The organism is Rahnella sp. BCC 1045 (genome assembly GCF_019049615.1).
GTDB lineage: Bacteria > Pseudomonadota > Gammaproteobacteria > Enterobacterales > Enterobacteriaceae > Rahnella > Rahnella contaminans.
Genome location: NZ_JAFMOZ010000072.1, coordinates 1 through 15,627 on the forward strand (window position 1 = coordinate 1; position 15,627 = coordinate 15,627).

The 15,627-nt window shown below is 54.9% G+C and carries 13 protein-coding genes; 7 read left to right on the forward strand and 6 right to left on the reverse strand.

Features of this window, described 5'->3' with window-relative positions; genetic code table 11:
- Window positions 1–259 precede the first annotated feature (259 nt).
- Both shiA and J1782_RS01015 read left to right on the forward strand, forming a co-directional pair.
- A complete protein-coding gene (gene shiA, locus J1782_RS01010) occupies window positions 260–1,579 on the forward strand; it encodes a shikimate transporter (protein WP_165057999.1) in 1,320 nt (439 codons plus the stop codon).
- Window positions 1,580–1,711: 132 nt separating this feature from the next.
- Window positions 1,712–2,410 (forward strand): RluA family pseudouridine synthase, encoded by a 699-nt coding sequence (locus J1782_RS01015; RefSeq protein ID WP_208950592.1) that lies wholly within the window; start codon window positions 1,712–1,714, stop codon window positions 2,408–2,410.
- 6 nt (window positions 2,411–2,416) lie between these two features.
- On the opposite strand, the gene J1782_RS01020 is transcribed toward J1782_RS01015, so the two are convergent.
- The 4 genes from J1782_RS01020 to J1782_RS01035 form a co-directional block, all read right to left on the reverse strand.
- Entirely contained in the window at window positions 2,417–2,956 is a 540-nt protein-coding gene (locus J1782_RS01020; RefSeq protein ID WP_165058002.1) for a DUF2058 domain-containing protein, read from the reverse strand.
- Between the two features lie 58 nt (window positions 2,957–3,014).
- A complete protein-coding gene (gene dhaR, locus J1782_RS01025; protein ID WP_165058004.1) occupies window positions 3,015–4,943 on the reverse strand; it encodes a dihydroxyacetone kinase operon transcriptional regulator DhaR in 1,929 nt (642 codons plus the stop codon).
- Between the two features lie 113 nt (window positions 4,944–5,056).
- Window positions 5,057–6,154: a glycerol dehydrogenase gene (locus J1782_RS01030; RefSeq protein WP_217152169.1), complete on the reverse strand. Its 1,098-nt coding sequence runs from the start codon at window positions 6,152–6,154 to the stop codon at window positions 5,057–5,059.
- Between the two features lie 183 nt (window positions 6,155–6,337).
- Window positions 6,338–6,562 (reverse strand): hypothetical protein, encoded by a 225-nt coding sequence (locus tag J1782_RS01035; RefSeq protein WP_165058008.1) that lies wholly within the window; start codon window positions 6,560–6,562, stop codon window positions 6,338–6,340.
- 182 nt (window positions 6,563–6,744) lie between these two features.
- Here J1782_RS01035 and dhaK point away from each other — a divergent pair, with 182 nt between their 5' ends.
- The 5 genes from dhaK (at window position 6,745) to J1782_RS01060 (ending at window position 13,105) form a co-directional block, all read left to right on the forward strand.
- A complete protein-coding gene (gene dhaK, locus J1782_RS01040) occupies window positions 6,745–7,815 on the forward strand; it encodes a dihydroxyacetone kinase subunit DhaK (protein ID WP_165058010.1) in 1,071 nt (356 codons plus the stop codon).
- Between the two features lie 10 nt (window positions 7,816–7,825).
- Window positions 7,826–8,458, forward strand: a complete 633-nt coding sequence (gene dhaL / locus J1782_RS01045) for a dihydroxyacetone kinase subunit DhaL (protein ID WP_217152171.1) — start codon at window positions 7,826–7,828, stop codon at window positions 8,456–8,458.
- Between the two features lie 10 nt (window positions 8,459–8,468).
- On the forward strand, window positions 8,469–9,908 hold the full coding sequence (gene dhaM / locus J1782_RS01050; RefSeq protein WP_165058012.1) for a dihydroxyacetone kinase phosphoryl donor subunit DhaM: 1,440 nt from the start codon (window positions 8,469–8,471) through the stop codon (window positions 9,906–9,908).
- A gap of 77 nt (window positions 9,909–9,985) precedes the next feature.
- Window positions 9,986–11,560 (forward strand): AMP nucleosidase, encoded by a 1,575-nt coding sequence (locus J1782_RS01055; protein WP_255533945.1) that lies wholly within the window; start codon window positions 9,986–9,988, stop codon window positions 11,558–11,560.
- 114 nt (window positions 11,561–11,674) lie between these two features.
- The gene (locus J1782_RS01060) at window positions 11,675–13,105 is read left to right on the forward strand and encodes an EmmdR/YeeO family multidrug/toxin efflux MATE transporter (protein ID WP_165058014.1); all 1,431 of its coding nucleotides are present in this window, start codon (window positions 11,675–11,677) and stop codon (window positions 13,103–13,105) included.
- A 9-nt stretch (window positions 13,106–13,114) separates the two neighbouring features.
- On the opposite strand, the gene J1782_RS01065 is transcribed toward J1782_RS01060, so the two are convergent.
- Together J1782_RS01065 and J1782_RS01070 are read right to left on the reverse strand one after the other, a co-directional pair.
- Window positions 13,115–13,801, reverse strand: a complete 687-nt coding sequence (locus J1782_RS01065) for a response regulator (RefSeq protein ID WP_193333178.1) — start codon at window positions 13,799–13,801, stop codon at window positions 13,115–13,117.
- A gap of 3 nt (window positions 13,802–13,804) precedes the next feature.
- Window positions 13,805–15,433, reverse strand: a complete 1,629-nt coding sequence (locus J1782_RS01070; protein WP_208950594.1) for a sensor histidine kinase — start codon at window positions 15,431–15,433, stop codon at window positions 13,805–13,807.
- Window positions 15,434–15,627: the final 194 nt, after the last annotated feature.

Consider the following 15,627-nt stretch of genomic DNA (forward strand, 5'->3'; position numbering starts at 1 on the left):
GTTTTCCCCGTTTTTCGGGCGGATCCGCACGCTCAGCATCATCGCTTATTGCCCTCCGCCGCCGGATAATTATCTGCGCATCCGCATTCCCTGAGTTAAATCTCCCTTTCAAACCTGCTGTTTTTGCAAAAGCGTTTTAACCTGACGGCTGTCCCTGTAGTCTCAACAGCGGCTGATTTTTGCTGTGCACGACGTATTACCTTTTTGCCTATTTTAATAACTAAAAATTTTAGAAATTTAAGGAACGGTCAGAACAACTATGGACTCCACGCTCATTACTCCCCGCCCCGATAAGGAGATACCTTCACTTAACCGCGCACGCCGCGCTGCCTGGGGCAGTTTTGCCGGGGCCGTGGTCGACTGGTTCGATTTTTTACTCTACGGCATTACCGCGGCACTGGTGTTTAACAGCGAATTCTTTCCGCAGGTCGACCCGACGACGGGCACGCTTGCGGCGTTTGCAACCTTTGGCGTGGGCTTTTTATTCCGCCCCCTCGGCGGCATTGTTTTCGGTCATTTCGGCGACCGCTTAGGCCGTAAACGCATGCTGATGATGACCGTCTGGATCATGGGCATCGCCACTGCGTGTATTGGTATTCTTCCGTCGTATTCTGCAATTGGCTGGTGGGCACCTGCTTTACTGGTCACGCTGCGCGCTATTCAGGGGTTTGCCGTGGGCGGTGAATGGGGCGGCGCCGCGCTGCTGGCCGTTGAAAGTGCGCCCTCCGGCAAGAAAGCTTTTTACAGCAGCGGGATCCAGATGGGATATGGCGTTGGCCTGTTGCTGTCTACCGGGCTGGTCTCACTTATCAGCAGCCTGACCACCAACGAGCAGTTCCTCAGCTGGGGCTGGCGTTTGCCTTTCCTGTTCAGCATTGTGCTGGTTCTGGGCGCGCTGTGGGTACGAAACGGTATGGAAGAGTCCGTCGAGTTCGAACGTGCTCTGGCAGAACAGCCGAAGCAGGCCAAAAAGCGTCTGCCGGTGTTCGAAGCCCTAATCAGCCACCCCGGCGCGTTTTTGAAAATCATTCTCCTGCGCCTGTGCGAACTGCTGACGATGTACATCGTCACCGCGTTTGCGCTTAACTATTCGACGCATAATCTGGGGATGTCACGCGAACTGTTTCTGAATATCGGGCTGCTGATCGGCGGTGTGAGCTGCCTGACCATCCCGATGTTCGCCTGGCTGGCCGATCGGTTCGGGCGACGCCGTATCTACATTACCGGCGCAATCGTCGGTGCGCTAAGCGCTTTCCCGTTCTTTATGGCACTGGAAGCGCGCTCAATTGTGGGCGTGGTGATCTTCTCGCTGCTGCTGGCGAATATCGCCCACGACATGGTGGTTTGCGTGCAACAGCCGATGTTTACGGAAATGTTTGGCGCCGGTTATCGCTACAGCGGTGCGGGCGTGGGGTATCAGGTTGCCAGCGTGGTGGGTGGCGGTTTCACGCCGTTTATTGCTGCCGCATTGCTGACGTTCTCCGGTGGTGAATGGCATTCTGTGGCTATTTATCTGATGGCAGGCTGCCTGCTTTCGGCACTGACGGCGATACTGATGAAGTCGCCAAAGCCGCACTGAATTTGAGATCGCATCTGAAAACGCCCGCTTAGAAAACCTGAGCGGGCGTTTTGCTTTGCATCGGATCAGCCGGGTCGTCAGCGGGCTGAAAATTGGTTATCATCCGCTCCCACTTTCCCTTCGGTTAGCCTGATGTCCGCGATTATCGATACTTTTGTTGCCCCGCCGTGTCATGACGAAATAGAAATCCTCTTTCAGGACGAGCATCTGGCGCTGATCAATAAACCTGCCGGGTTGCTGAGTCTGTCGGGCAAAAACCCGCAAAACCTCGATTCCGTACATCACCGGCTGGTCAGGATTTTCCCCGGCTGCACGCTGGTGCATCGTCTTGATTTCGGGACTTCCGGGCTGATGGTGATTGCGCGGAATAAGGCGATTAATGCCGCCCTTTGCCAGCAGTTCAGCCAGCGTACGGTCACGAAAGTCTACGTCGCGCTGCTCTGCGGATATGTGGCGGACAATGAAGGGGTGATTGATGCAGCGATTGCTAAAGATCCGGCGCTGTTCCCGCTGATGTCAATTTGCGAAATCAGCGGAAAGCCCGCCCGCTCGCACTATCGGGTGCTTGAGCGCTTTGAGCAAAAACGGGAAGACGGAACGTTACTGCCGCTGACGCGGGTGCAGCTGACCCCGGAAACCGGGCGAACCCATCAGCTGCGCATCCACTGCCAGCAACTGGGCCACCCTATTTTAGGCTGCGATCTGTATGGCGGCCTTCTGCTGCCCGGCACCGAAAAGACACCGCGCTTAATGCTGCACGCGAGTGAACTGAATTTTGTTCACCCGGTCAGCGGAAAACCGGTCAGCGCGCGGTGTAACAGCCCGTTCTGAAGCTGATTACCACATCAGATCATCAGGCACTTTGAAATCAGCGTACGGATCTTCTTCGTCCTGCTCTTCCTGGCTCAGCGTGCTGTTTAAGACGATGCTGCTGGCGTCACGCTGTGCAATTTTATCCGCGACGCTGGCGGGGATAATCGCGTACTGGCTCTCACCATTGCTCTCCGTGACCAGACGCGCAATCGCCAGACGGCCGCTGATCAGCTGAGCCTGCGTTGTCTTATCGACAAAAACCTTTTTAATCAGATTATTATCGGTGAAGTTAAAGCCGATATCGCCTTTAGAAATGTCGATACGGTTCATCTCAATCAGCTGTTTCACCTGCGCTTTATGTTCTTTCGACAAAGCCGCTTGTTTTTGCTGTTCGTTAAGCTGCTTGTCACGCTCAAGCTGGGCTTTTTTGTTTTCTTCCACAGCCGCTCTGGCCTCACGCGACTGAACGCGTGACTTTTTGGCCGTTCTCTGGACTTTATCCATTTTCTTGGAGGTTACCAGTCCCGCTTTCAGCAGCTGCTCTTGTAAGGTGAGTTTTGTCATCTTCGTTTCTAAATCCGTTGAATAATTTCCTGGATTATACCTGCAAATTTAGCCGCAATCAGTTCGAATGACTGCGTTTAAACTGGCTGGCATCGATCTCGTATTGCTTCATTTTCCGCCATAACGTGGTTCGCCCGATGTTTAAAAGCTGAGACATTTCCCGGACACGGCCGCTGGTGACGCGGGCGGCGTGGATAATGGCCTCTTTCTCGATGGAAGAAAACGTGAGGCTGGCTGGCATCAGCGTGGACGGATTCTCGCCCGCCGGACGTTCAGAAAATAAGTATTCCGGCAGATGACTCAGGCGGATACGGCCATTTTCACTGCTGATAGCGATATTTTCGATAACGCTGTTAAGCTCAAAATCATTGCCCGGCCAGGAGTACGCCACCAGCTGTGCCAGCGCGTCGTCATCAACTTTCAGTTTCGACGTAAAGCGTTTTTCAAGGCTGTGCAGCCGGTTATGTACCAGCGACGGAATGCTGCTGCGCCTCGCCCGCAGCGGCGGGATGACAATCTCAAAAGAATGCAGCGCGTAATAAAGCTGACGGCTGAAGCGGTTTTGTTCGACCAGCGCGGAAAGATCCACCGTCGTCGTGGCAATCACTTTGACGTTCACCGGGATCAGCCGCCGCGCGTCCAGCCGCGTCAGGACACCCTGCTTGATCACCTGCAACAAACCCGACTGTAACTCCGGCGCCAGATACTCAATTTTTTCCAGAAATAACGTGCCGCCGTTGGCCAGTTCCAGACGGCTGAGCCGCCCTTTAGCATCATCGGTGGGCGCATTGCCCATGAAATCCTGCCCCAGCGCGCTGTCGGCATAAAGCTGACAGTTCACCGCAATATACGGGCCGCCGGCGCATTCGCTTTCATTGTGAATAGCCTGACTGAGCAGCTCTTTGCCCACGCCCTCTTCCCCGCATAACAGCACCGGAAAACTGCCCCGCGCTGCCTGCCGCCCGAAATGAATTAACCGGCGCGATTCCTGATCGTCGGCGGACATCTGCTCAAACGTGTAGCTGACTTTGCCGAGCTGGCTGGTCATCAGCTGACGCATCTGTTCCACAGGATGCAGCAGCATAATAAAGCTGATGCCCTGCTCTTCAACGATCGGTTTAAGGGTAATCACGGCGTCGATAAACTGATGCTGGCTCTCGAACGTCACTTCGGTGTGGTTAAGCCCGCGTGCGTGTTTGATGGCGCGGCGCAACAACGCGGGCAGCGTCACCAGCTCGCTGAGATTTTTCCCCTGGCTGACCTGCGCATCCAGATGCAAAAGCGTCGCGGCCTGAACATTCAGAAACTGCAAAACGCCCTGCTCGTTCCACGCCATTACTCCATCGTCCATGCTTTCCAGCAGACCGTACATCTGATTAAGATGCCGGTTGGATTCCGCCAGCAGGCTGTCGGTGATGAGTGAATTGCCTACTTCGCGCGCGACCGCCAGCGTCAGGGACAAATCAGACGACGCCTGCTGCTCATTCAGGCAGCAAAGGGAAATCGAACCCGAAAGCCGCCCGTGGTTATCAAACACCGGCGTGGTACTGAACGACCACGGGTGAAGCGCCTGTTTAAAATGCTGAGCGCCATGGGTTCTGACCGGCTGCCCGAGCAGCGCCGCCAGCGATAACGCGCAGCTTCCGATAATACTTTCGGCACAATAACTGCCTGCCAGAAAGCCTAAACCGGCCAGCTGCGCCAGCGTGTATGGGTCACCGCAGCAGCAGAGAATACAGGCCGATTCATCCAGAATCAGCAGCGCGCAGGGCCGGTTGTTCATGTATTCCCAGGCATCTTCCAGCGCTGCCTGGCCGATAGTCAGCAGCGTAGTTTTGCGACGGCAAATCGATTCAAACGTCAGCCCCTGCGCCTGATGCGGCGGCTGCCAGGTTTCGCGCTGCATAAACCGGTCGCAGCGTTGCCATGACCGCGCGATAAGCGAAGAGACTTCTTCTTTTTCCACATCCTGTTCCCGGCTTGTCATAACCTTTTCCGTTTTATGTGTCATAAAAAACCCCTCTGATGCGCATTTATCGCCGAGTCAGAGGGGAAACGTTATGCCGCAGATGAACGGTCAGATCAGTTATTCGCGGCGATTCAGCGCGCCAGCCACTGTTGCCCCAGTTTATCTGCGGTCACGATAGCGGCGTAAACGCTGTCCGGCGAAACCAGGAAAGGCATGTTGTGAATGGTTTCCCCTTCCGCACAGGTCGCCTGCGCCACCGCCATAATCTTCGCTTCAATCCCCTCTTTCACGCCCATTTCGCCCAGCGTCACCGGTAACCCGACCTTGTGGCAAAAACCGAGAACGGTTTCGATTTCGTCCATCGGACTGTTTTGCAGCACCAGTTGCGACAATGTGCCAAACGCCACTTTTTCGCCGTGATAAAGATGATGGCACTCTTCCAGAATTGTGAATCCGTTGTGGATTGCGTGCGCCGCTGCCAGCCCGCTGCTTTCAAAACCGATGCCACTAAGATAGGTATTGGCTTCAACAATGCGTTCCAGCGCCTCAGTGACAACATCAGCATCGCAGGCCAGCCGGGCTTTTTCGCCTTCCGCCAGCAGCGTATCGAAGCACAAACGCGCCAGGCTGAGCGCCGCCACCGTGGATTGGCCGCCCGCCATGCTGGTGGCGCGGGAGTCGTAACAGGCTTTGGCTTCAAACCAGGTCGACAGCGCATCGCCCATTCCGGCGACCAGCAAACGCACCGGCGCTTTCGCGATAATCGTGGTATCCATCACCACCATGTCGGGGTTTTTCGGGTAAACCAGATACTCTTCAAACTCACCCGCTTCGGTGTAAATCACGGACAGTGCGCTGGTCGGCGCATCCGTTGACGCAATCGTCGGCACAACAATCACCGGCAATTTCTGGTAATAGCCGATGGCTTTTGCCGTATCCAGCGTTTTGCCGCCGCCGATACCGACCACACCCTGACATCCCTTTTGTTTCAGGATGGCAATCAGGCGCTTAATTTCGGCGTGGCTGCATTCACCTTTAAAGCGTTCCGCGTGGCTGCTGACGCCGTAATCGTGCAGGCCGTTAATCACTTTGTCCCCGGCGAGCTTCATCACGAAGTCGTCAGCAATCACGAAATAGCTCTCCGCCAGATTTTTAGCGTATTGCCCGAATGACGCAGACGCGTCAGCGCCCTGAAGATATTTGGCCGGAGATTGAATTACTTTCAGCATTGTTTTCGCCCTCAGATAGTCCATGTTTGCAGAATGTCGCCGGTTTACGTTCCGCTCTGCTTTCAATAACCTGCGGCGCGAAATGTTGTCCCGACGTGATGCAATCACTCTAGGACTCGCGAAGCACAAATAAATCTTTCGCGTTTATGTTCTGATTTGAAACCTTGTGAAAAACAACGCGTTTCATAATGAAACGTAAAGCCATAAAAACAGTGCGGATTGCGATCGCTGTCTGCCGTTTTCTTCAAAATCATTCACCACAGCAAAACAACTAAACAGCCTGTCGTGCTGAGAATCGCAGTGCAGGCGCAAAAAACTGTCTGTCGGGGTTCTATCTTTGCCGTGAATGGCCGTCAGAAAATAGCGCTGTGTCCCAGTTTCGGTTTTTTCCTTTCCAAAACGTTCCATTTAGAAACAAAAACCTCTGATTCATGTTCCGTATTGGAACTCATTTTTCCGAAATTCTTTTTGCCGCTAACTCATCCAGAATCACTCTACCGGCCAGGTGACAATGACCGGTAACCCTACGCACGATGACTGCCACCGCCTATAAGGGGCAGCTTCAGATAACCTCCGACGGAGTACGAATAATGAAAAAGCTCATTAACCGTGTAGAAGATGTGCTGAGTGAACAATTGAACGGGCTGGCAAAGGCCCACCCGGAACTGACACTTCACCAGGATCCTGTTTATGTCACCCGCGCCGATGCGCCCGTGGCCGGAAAAGTGGCGTTGCTCTCCGGTGGCGGCAGCGGTCACGAACCGATGCACTGCGGTTTTATCGGCCACGGAATGTTGTCTGGCGCCTGCCCCGGTGAAATCTTCACCTCGCCGACGCCGGACAAAATGTTCGAATGCGCCATGCATATCGACGGCGGCGAAGGCGTTCTGCTGATCATCAAAAACTACACCGGCGACATTCTTAATTTCGAAACTGCCACTGAACTGCTGCACGAAAGCGGCGTAAAAGTCTCCACTGTGGTGGTGGATGATGATGTCGCGGTAAAAGACAGCCTGTACACCGCCGGACGCCGCGGCGTAGCCAATACCGTGCTTATCGAGAAACTGGTGGGTGCCGCTGCTGAACGCGGTGATTCGCTGGAGGCCTGCGCCGTACTGGGTCGAAAACTCAATAACCTCGGTCATTCCATTGGCATCGCACTCGGTGCCTGCACCGTGCCTGCCGCCGGACAACCCTCTTTCACGCTCAAAGATGACGAAATGGAATTCGGCGTCGGTATTCACGGCGAACCGGGCATCGACCGCCGCCGCTTCAGTTCGCTCGATCAGACCGTGGATGAAATGTTCGACACGCTGCTGGAAAACGGCACTTACAGCCGCACGCTGCGCCAGTGGGATACCGCGCAAGGCAGCTGGCAGGATGTCCAGCAAGGTAAACAGGCGCTGGGCAACGGAGACCGCGTGATTGCGCTGGTCAATAATCTGGGTGCGACCCCGCTGTCTGAACTTTATGGTGTTTATAACCGCCTCGAACAACGCTGCCAGCAAACCGGTATCACCATCGAACGCAACCTGGTTGGTGCGTACTGCACGTCTCTGGATATGGCAGGATTTTCCATCACGCTGCTGAAAGTCGATAACGACACGCTCGCATTATGGGATGCGCCGGTGCATACCCCCGGCCTGAACTGGGGAAAATAAGGAGCAACACATGTCACTGAACAGAACGCAAATCGTCAACTGGCTCTACCGCTGCGGGGATATTTTCACCAAGGAAAGTGACTTTCTGACCGGGCTGGATAAGGAAATAGGCGACGCCGATCACGGCCTGAACATGCACCGGGGGTTCAGCAAAGTGGTGGAAAAACTGCCGTCTATTGCCGACAAAGACATTGGTTTCATTCTCAAAAACACCGGCATGACGCTGCTGTCCAACGTCGGCGGTGCCAGCGGCCCGCTGCTCGGGACGTTCTTTATCCGCGCCGCGACGGTAACGCAGGCGCACCAAAGCCTGACGCTGGAAGAACTGTGCGAGATGATCCGCGAAGGTGCAGAAGGCGTCATCAGCCGCGGCAAGGCCGAGCCCGGCGATAAAACCATGTGCGACGTCTGGCTGCCGGTGGTCGATTCACTGCGTCAGTCAAGCGGGCAGCATTTGTCTGTCACCGCCGCGCTGGATGCGGCCAGTGAACGGGCCGAAGCCGCCGCGCATGCCACCATTACCATGCAGGCGCGCAAAGGTCGCGCCAGCTATCTGGGCGAGCGCAGCATCGGCCATCAGGATCCGGGTGCCACCTCGGTGATGTTCATGATTCAGATGCTGGCAGCGGCAGCCAAAGAGTAAGGAAAACGCGATGGTAAACCTGGTGATCGTTTCTCATAGTGCCCAACTGGGCAATGGCGTTGGAGAACTGGCGCGGCAGATGTTATCGGGCGATGGCTGCAAACTGGCCATCGCTGCGGGCATTGACGATGTGGATAATCCGATTGGTACGGACCCGATTAAAGTGATGGAAGCCATTGAGTCCGTCGCCGATACCGATCATGTGCTGGTGATGATGGACATTGGCAGCGCGCTGCTCAGTGCAGAAACTGCGCTGGATTTACTCGATCCGGCAATTGCCGCCAAAGTCCGGCTGTGCGCAGCACCGCTGGTCGAAGGAACCCTGGCCGCCACGGTCAGCGCGGCGGCCGGTGCCGGTATCGACAAAGTGATTAACGACGCGATGAACGCCCTGGAGGCAAAACGCGTACAACTGGGTTTACCGCCGCACACACCGTCATCGCCGGTGGTGGCCTCTTTTGCCGATGATCGTGACGTGCGGTCGGCGTCGGTGATGATCAGAAATCCTAACGGTTTGCATGTGCGCCCTGCCTCGCGTCTGGTTGCCGCGCTTTCCGGCTTTGATGCCGAACTGGTTCTGGAGAAAGACGGAAAACGGGCAACGCCGGACAACATCAACCAGATTGCCCTGTTGCAGGTGCGTTGCAATGACCCGCTGACTTTGCTGGCACGCGGACCACAGGCAGACGCTGCGCTGGCCGCATTTACCGCGCTGGCAGCCGAAGATTTTGGCGAAAGCGCGGAGATCGCGAAAGCAGAAAACCCTGCGCCTGCACCTCTTCTTACCCGCGTGGAGGGCAGCGCCGTGTTGTGGGATTTACCGCATCAGCTTCCCGGCCTGCAACCCTGCACGGACGTCTTGCAGGAACAGCGCAATTTAATGCGCGCCATCGAACTGACGCTGGATGACCTGAACGTGCTCACCGTCATGGCCGAAGAAAAATACTCCGCCGATATTGCCGCCATATTTTCCGGCCATCACATGCTGCTCGATGATGCAGATTTGTATGAAGAAGCGTGCCGGATCATCAGCGAGAAATATTGCAGCGCCTCGTGGGCGTGGGATTCGGTCATGACCGGCCTGAGTAAACAATACCGACAGCTCAACGACAGCTATTTACAGGCGCGTTATATCGATATCGAAGATTTGCGAAACCGCACGCTGGCGCATCTGGCAGGCAAATCCGTCGCGCAACCGGCCATCAGCTGGCCTGCGATTCTTATCGCCGACGACATTTTCCCTTCAACGGTTTTGCAGCTCGATGCGCAGCAGATAAAAGGCATTTGCCTGCGCGCGGGAAGCGATGTTTCCCACAGCGCGATTATTGCCCGCGAGGCCGGTATCGCGTTTCTCTGCCAGCAATATGACGCACTGAAAAATATTATTCCCGGCGACGGGCTGACGCTCGACATGGCGCAAAAACGCGTGATCCGCCCGCAGGCCGGGTAAACACCGGCGAAAACTTTGCATCTTGCCCGCCGGGAAACTGGCGGGCTTCTCCGGTTCAGATTCTGACGTTTCCTTTCATGCTCACTTCATGCGCTCATAAAATCATCATCCGGCCGCCGCGCTCCAATAAAACATTGGCGGCTCCGGCCAGACAAGCCATATTTAGAAAGAATGATGATGAACGAAGCACAAAGGAAAAACGTATGGATAACAAATCCCTCACCTCCGCACAGGCGATTGATAAGCTCGAGGAGATGTACAACAACTCTGTTGCCGCCCTGCGGGATGCGATTAAAGATTTCATCGTTCAGGGTAAGCTGCCGGATGTTGCGGCCAGAGCTGCCGGGCTGTTTGTTTACCCGGAACTGCGCGTCAGCTGGGACGGCGTCACGCCCGCGAAAAACCCGACCCGCGCCTATGGACGTTTTTCACATCCCGGGCGTTATGCCAATACCATCACCCATCCCGAACTGTTTCGCGATTACCTGCTGGAACAGCTTTCCCTGCTCGAAGAAGAATATGACGCGCTGATTGAAGTCGTGCCGTCACAACAGGAAATCCCCTATTCCTACGTGATCGACGGTTCAGATCTGATGCTGGATCGCTCAATGAGTGCCGGGCTGGCAAAACATTTCCCGACCACCGAACTTTCGCAGATTGGCGATGAAACCGCGGACGGCCTGCAATATCCCGGCGATACTTTCCCGCTTTCGCATTTTAATGCGCTGCGCGCCGACTTCTCGCTGGCCCGTCTGCGCCATTACACGGGCACGCTGATCGAGCATTTCCAGCCTTATGTGTTATTCACCAACTACACCCGTTATGTCGATGAGTTCGTGAGCTGGGCGTGCGCGCAAATCGCCGACCCTGAAAGCCCGTATGAAGCGCTGGCTTGCGCAGGCAGCGTATTTATCACCGCTGAGACGCAAAACCCGGAGCAGGCCGTTTCTGATCTGGCGTGGAAAAAACACCAGATGCCCGCCTATCACCTGATTGCCCGCGACGGTGCAGGCATTACGCTGGTCAATATTGGCGTTGGCCCGGCGAATGCAAAAACCATCTGCGACCACCTTGCCGTGCTGCGTCCGCACGTCTGGCTGATGATTGGTCACTGCGGCGGGCTGCGCGAAACGCAGTCTATCGGCGACTACGTGCTGGCACACGCTTATTTGCGTGACGACCATGTTCTCGACGCCGTGTTACCGCCGGACATCCCGATCCCAAGCATCGCCGAAGTGCAGCGCGCGCTGTATGACGCCACAAAAATGATGAGCGGAATGCCGGGCGAAGAAGTCAAACAACGTCTGCGTACCGGCACCGTGGTGACGACCGACGACCGGAACTGGGAACTGCGTTATGCGGCGTCTGCGCTGCGGTTTAACCTCAGCCGCGCCGTGGCCGTTGATATGGAAAGCGCCACCATTGCCGCGCAAGGCTACCGCTTCCGTGTGCCATACGGCACGTTGTTGTGCGTTTCTGATAAGCCTTTGCACGGCGAAATCAAGCTGCCGGGACAGGCTAATAAATTTTACGAAGGCGCTATCTCGGAACATCTGCAAATCGGCATCTGCGCCATCGACCTGCTGCGCGCCGAGGGCGATCATCTGCATTCACGCAAATTACGTACCTTTAACGAACCGCCTTTCCGTTAATTCTTTTTTAACAATTTAATTAGAGCTTTGGATGAAAAAGACTTTGCATAATGCGAAGTCTTTTACCATCATAAATTAAAACGCTGTTCTACTTTCTGTCACCCTGGAATTCTCTTGCAAAACGTCATCGTCTCTTTGCGCAAAGCCATCGAGCGCACGCCCTGGTATCCGAAACGGCGTTCATACCGTACGTTGTTCTGGCGTGAAATAACGCCCCTCGCAGTACCAATTTTCTTTGAGAATGCCTGCGTTCTGTTAATGGGCGTGTTGAGCACGTTCCTCGTCAGCTGGCTGGGTAAAGAAGCGATGGCCGGTGTCGGGCTGGCCGACAGTTTTAACATGGTGGTCATCTCTTTCTTCGCCGCGGTCGATCTGGGAACCACCGTTGTCGTTGCATTCAGCCTGGGCAAACTTGACCACGAACGCGCCCGCGCGGCCGCCCGCCAGTCACTGGCGATCATGACCGTTTTCGCCGTGCTTCTGGCGGTGCTGCTTCAGTTTTCCGGGCATGTCATTATCGACATGATTGCCGGTAACGCTGAACCTGAAGTGAAAGAAATGGCACTTTCTTATCTTCAGATGAGCAGCTGGAGTTATCCGGCCGCTGCCATTGCGCTGATCGGTTCCGGTGCCCTGCGCGGTGCCGGTAATACCAAGATCCCGATGCTGCTCAACGGCGGCATGAACATCCTCAATCTGGTCATCAGCAGCGTGCTCATTTACGGCTGCTTCGGCTGGCAGGGTTTCGGCTTTATCGGTGCCGGTCTGGGGCTGACGATTTCCCGTTATATCGGTGCCGTGGCGGTCATTTTTGTCCTGATGATCGGCTTTAACCCGTCGCTGAAAATCTCCCTCAAAAGTTACTTTCTGCCACTCAATACCAACATTCTGCGCGAAGTGCTGGGCATCGGTATTCCGGCCAGTATTGAATCCGTACTGTTCAACGGCGGCAAATTACTGACGCAGGTGTTTGTGGCGGGCATGGGCACCAACGTGATTGCCGGTAACTTCATCGCCTTCTCGATTGCCGCCCTGATTAACCTGCCGGGGAACGCCTTAGGGTCGGCCTCAACGATTATTGTCGGCACCCGTCTGGGCAAAGGGCAAATCGCCCAGTCCGAACGCCAGCTGCGGCATATTTTCTGGTTATCGACTTTCGGGCTTTGCGTGCTGGCCTTTATGTCTGTGCCGTTCGCCGGGCTTCTGGCGCGGTTCTACACCAATGAACAGGACGTTATCGACGTCGTAAAAATCCTGATCTGGCTGAACGCCGCCTTTATGCCATTCTGGGCCGCCTCCTGGGTGTTGCCTGCCGGGCTGAAAGGCGCGCGCGATGCCCGTTTCACCATGTACGTTTCCATGGTCGGCATGTGGGGCTGTCGCATCGTAGTGGGCTACTTCCTCGGTATCGTGCTTAATTTCGGCGTCGTGGGTATCTGGCTCGGGATGTTCCTCGACTGGATCGTACGCGGTATCTTTTTCTACTGGCGTATGGCGAGCGGCCGCTGGTTGTGGAAATACCCGAGAGAGAAAAAAACGCAATAAAGCCCTGCGTTACGCCCGCCGGTACATCCGGCGGGGATGCCCGATTTTTCCGTACAGCATTTCCACCCGCAAATCCCCTTTCTGAACGCAATGCTCGAGATACCGGCGGGCGGTGGTTTTGCTTAACTTCGTTTCACTGACCACTTCATCGACCGAATAACAGCGCCCGGCATCCTGTATAAAAATCGCTTCTACCAGATTCAGCGTGTTCTCTTCGATGCCTTTGTTTCCGGCCCTGGGCGTGAAGTCTTTGGCCTGTAGCTGATAGAGACTGTCGACGTTTTGCTGATCGACCACTTTCCACGCCCGCTGCGTCTGGCTGAACTGAATGAACCGCTCCAGCGATTGTTGCAGACGGTTCCAGGACACCGGTTTGAGAATGTAATCAAACGCGCCAGAACGAATCGCCTGACTGCACGTGTTCATGTCGCTGGCCGCCGTGATAAAAATCACCGAGCAATTCGTTTTCTTCAGCACATCATTTTCAAGCAGGGAAATCCCCTGTCCGTCCGGCAAATAGTTATCCAGCAGCAACAGCTGCGGCCGCTTTTCCTCAATCAGCATCTTCGCTTCCCGCAGCGTGGAGGCCATCCCCACCAGCCGCAGCCAGCGGTGATTATCGATAAGCTCGGCGTAAAGCTGCGCCAGCTGGTTTTCATCTTCCACAATCATTACGTCAATCATTTCAGCTTGAATCATTTATGCTTTTCCCGTTGTTCCGGTTGAATGGACCGGCAGCCCGTCAGGTATGAAGACAGAGAAAACAGAACCTGTCGGGGAGTTATCAGAAACTTCAATGGTGCCACCCGCGTGGCTGACATAGCTGGCAACCAGATGCAGCCCCAGCCCGTGATCCCCTTCCCGTTTGGACGTCACACCGAGCGAGAAAATCTGCTCGCGCCGCTCCGGTGCAATACCGACGCCCTGATCGGCGACTTCGATCACCAGATCCGCGCGGGCGGAAACGATGTATACCTCAACCGGCCCGGCATTTTCGCCGCGCAGCAGGGTGGCTTCGATGGCGTTATCCAGCAGGTTACCGATAACCGACATCAGCTCTGTTTCACTCAGCGTCGGAGGCAAATGCGTTAATTCACACGCCGGATCGAAGGCCAGTTCTACGCCCTTTTCACGCGCACGCGCATATTTCCCCAGCAGCAATCCGCACAGTCTGGGCGAACAAAACCGCGCCGAGACAAAATCCAGCAGTTCCTGCGCACTTTCCGATTGCGCTTCGATATACCGGATCGCCTCATCGTAACGACCCATGTGTAACAGCCCGGCCAGCGTTGCCGTCCAGTTCAGCTGCTCATGGCGCATCACCCGCAGGTTATCGGCGTAGCGCTGCACCTGACTGAGCTGAATGCTCAGGCGATCGATGTCGCTGCAATCCCGGAAGGTAATCACCCAGCCCTGAAGCTGGTCTTCCAGCATGATCCGCACACGGCTGGCGACCACTGTCAGGTTGTTGAACAGGCAGATTTCATCGTGAATATCTTTCTCCAGCATGACCTGACGATCAAAAAAGCTGACCGGCACAATCACCTCTTCCAGCGGTTTTCCGCGCAGTTCCCGCGAGGGTGTGTCCAGATTCAGCAGTTTTTTCGCCGCCTGATTAATCACGGCAATACGCGACTGCCCGTCAATGGCGATCACGCCTTCATAAATGGATTCCATCAGCGCTTTTTGCTGACGAACCAGCAGACCGATTTCTCGTGGCTCCAGCGAAAACATCTGCTTTTTAATCGAGCGCGAGAAAAACCACGAGAAGGTAAACAGCGCCAGCAGGAGCGTCGCGGCGGCCACCAGAATACGGATGGCTTTCTCGACGGTCAGCGTATTAATGTGGCTGGTCAGATATCCCACAGAGACGATGCCGATGACGTGGCCCTGCGCATTTAAAATCGGCGCTTTGCTGCGCAGCGACAGGCCGATACCGCCGAGGCGCACAGTGGTGCTGCTTTTACCCGCCAGCACATCGACGTTGTCGTCGCCGACCAGCGCCTTACCCACGCGATCGGCATAAATGGAATGGAAAAGATGCATCGCTTTTCCGTCACCAATCACCATATAACTCGCGTCACTGTGCGCGGATATATTCCTCATCAGTCTGTTAATTGCAGAAACATCCTTATTTTCCACTGCGGTAATTAACGACGGTATAAGTGCAATTTCTTCTGCCTGTACTTTTGCACGCACACCCATATCTTCATATAACTGACGTTCAATATCGTGATAGTAATAAACACCCACTATTGAAAACAGCGTGACGAATAAAACCACAAGATAAATAAAAAGCTTTATCTGGAAAGAGGGTCGAAACTGCATCGTGACATCCGTTATAAAGAGCGCTGAGATAATTATTAACAGTGACGGCACTTTATCATCCGGGGCTATTTCTGTCAGATGGGAAAATCAAAGTTGCGAGGCACGCCGCAGAACAACCGCAGGCGCAGCAAGCCCCCTGCGGCTGATAGCAAAGTTCACAACAGTTATTTCACCATAAATTAACAGTAATATTA